The sequence below is a fragment of the Arhodomonas sp. KWT genome (genome assembly GCF_010993615.1).
The window spans coordinates 1-2,456 of record NZ_WNXE01000052.1; the positions used below are offsets into that span (position 1 = coordinate 1).

Here is a 2,456-nt window from a genome sequence, read left to right on the forward strand (position 1 = left end):
ACCTGTCGCGGCGCCCTGCAGAAGGCGGCCGGCGTGCGCGACGAGCTCGAGCGTTCCGCCGCCACCCTCAACGAGGTCACGGACGCCGCCGGCAACGGCATGGCCGCCCAGGAGGCGGATGCCGAGCAGCTCGCCACGGCGATGAACGAGATGGTCGCCACCGTTCAGGAGGTTGCCCACAACACCGCAACCGCAGCCGACGCGGCCGCGGAGGCGAGCCGCGAGACCAGCAACGGCCGCCGGGTGGTGGAATCGACGGTGGACGCCATCCAGGCCCTTGCCGGGGAGCTGGCGCACACGCGCAGCGCCGTGGAACGGCTCGCCAGCGAGTCCGACGACATCGCCGGCGTGCTCGAGGCCATCAACGGCATCGCCGAGCAGACCAACCTGCTGGCACTCAATGCCGCCATCGAGGCGGCCCGGGCCGGCGATCAGGGCCGGGGATTCGCGGTAGTCGCCGAGGAGGTCCGGCGGCTGTCGGCGAGCACCCAGGAATCCACCGAGCACATACGCACCATCACCGAGCGCTTCCAGTGCGGCGCCCGCGAGGCCACCGCGCGCATGGGCGAGAGCAGCAACCAGGCGGACAACGCCGTGAACCGCTCCGCCGAGGCCGGCGAGAGCCTCAACGCCATAACCCGCTCGGTGGACACCATCAGTGACATGGACACCCAGATCGCCAGCGCCGCCGAAGAGCAGGCGTCCACCGCGGAGGAGATCAATCGCGGGGTGGTGCGCATCCGGGACGTCGCCGGCGAGACCCGCGAGGGTGTCGAGCGGATCCGGGAGGCGGCACGACGCCAGCGGGGACTGGTCTCGGAGCTGGCCGACGAACTCGCGAAGCTACAATTCTAGGCGCGGTATCCCGCGGCCGTGGCGGAAGGACCCGCCCGCCATCCGGCGGGCGGTGCCGACCTCAGTCGCGGCGCTTGGCGGCCACCCGCAGGCGCAGGGCGTTGAGCTTGATGAAGCCCTCCGCGTCCTTCTGGTCGTAGGCGCCCGCGTCGTCCTCGAAGGTGGCGATACTGCCGTCGAAGAGACTGTCGGTCTCCGACTGGCGGCCCACCACGATGACGTTGCCCTTGTAGAGGCGGATCCGCACGACGCCGTTGACGGTGCGCTGGGTCTCATCGATCAGCGCCTGCATGGCGCGGCGCTCCGGGCTCCACCAGTAGCCGTTATAGATGGCCTCGGCGTACTTCGGCATGATCTCGTCCTTGAGGTGCGCGGACTCGCGGTCGAGAGTGATCGACTCGATCGCGCGGTGGGCGCGCAGCAGGATGGTGCCGCCGGGGGTCTCATAGCAGCCCCGGGACTTCATGCCGACGTAGCGGTTCTCGACGATGTCGATGCGGCCGACACCGTTCATGCCGCCGAGCTTGTTCAGCCGCGAGAGCAGCTCCGCCGGACTCAGGCGCTCGTCGTCGATGGCCACCGGATCACCGTTCTCGAAGGTGATGTCCAGCTCCATACCCTCGTCCGGGGCGCGCTCCGGGGCGACGCTCCAGCGCCACATGGACTCCTCGCTCGGCGTCCACGGGTCCTCCAGCACGCCACCCTCGTAGGAGATGTGCAGCAGGTTCGCGTCCATGGAGTACGGCGAGCCGCCGTCCTCGGTCTTGCCCTCGATCGGGATGCCGTGGCTTTCGGCGTACGCCAGCAGCCGCTCGCGGGAATTGAGGTCCCACTCGCGCCAGGGCGCGATCACCTTGATTCCGGGCTCCAGGCCGTAATAGCCGAGCTCGAAGCGCACCTGGTCGTTGCCCTTGCCGGTGGCGCCGTGGCAGACGGCGTCCGCGCCGGTCTCGCGGGCGATCTCGATCTGGCGCTTGGCGATGAGCGGGCGCGCGATGGAGGTGCCGAGCAGGTACTCGCCCTCGTAGAGCGCATTGGCGCGGAACATGGGGAAGACGAAGTCGCGGACGAACTCCTCGCGCAGGTCGTCGATATAGATCTCGTTGACACCGAAGCGCTCGGCCTTCTCGCGGGCGGGCTCGAGCTCCTCACCCTGGCCGAGATCGGCGGTGAACGTCACCACCTCGCAGTTGTAGGTATCCCGCAGCCATTGCAGGATCACGGAGGTGTCCAGCCCGCCGGAGTAGGCGAGCACGACCTTTTTCACGTCACTCATCGCGCAGTCGTCCCTAGAATCGCTGAACCTGAATCGGCCGTGCGCGCATCCCGCTCGCGCGCGTCCGCACCGTAAACCGGACATGATCGAACGCGCGCCGGGACAAATCAACCGCCCGCGTGTCTGTATACTGATACGGCCATTCGCACTGCCGCCTCTCAGCGAGCCCGACGGAGCTGACCTTGGAGACGATCACCCTCACCCGCCCCGACGACTGGCACCTGCACCTGCGCGACGGCGACGTGCTCGCCGATGTCGTCCCGGCCTCGGCACGGCAGTTCGGCCGCGCCATCATCATGCCCAACCTGACACCGCCGGTGACCGG

General features: G+C 68.8%; 2 protein-coding genes and 1 pseudogene. 2 read left to right on the forward strand and 1 reads right to left on the reverse strand.

Annotation, left to right across the window (positions count from 1 at the left end; genetic code table 11):
- Nucleotides 1-855 (forward strand): methyl-accepting chemotaxis protein (locus tag G7A99_RS09880; RefSeq protein WP_240466229.1); only part of this gene is annotated, 855 nt, incomplete at its 5' end.
- Between the two features lie 61 nt (nucleotides 856-916).
- On the opposite strand, the gene G7A99_RS09885 is transcribed toward G7A99_RS09880, so the two are convergent.
- Nucleotides 917-2,215 (reverse strand): argininosuccinate synthase, encoded by a 1,299-nt coding sequence (locus tag G7A99_RS09885; protein ID WP_163139857.1) that lies wholly within the window; start codon nucleotides 2,213-2,215, stop codon nucleotides 917-919.
- 98 nt (nucleotides 2,216-2,313) lie between these two features.
- Here G7A99_RS09885 and G7A99_RS25430 point away from each other — a divergent pair.
- A pseudogene (locus tag G7A99_RS25430) lies at nucleotides 2,314-2,456 on the forward strand (dihydroorotase); the annotation flags it as partial.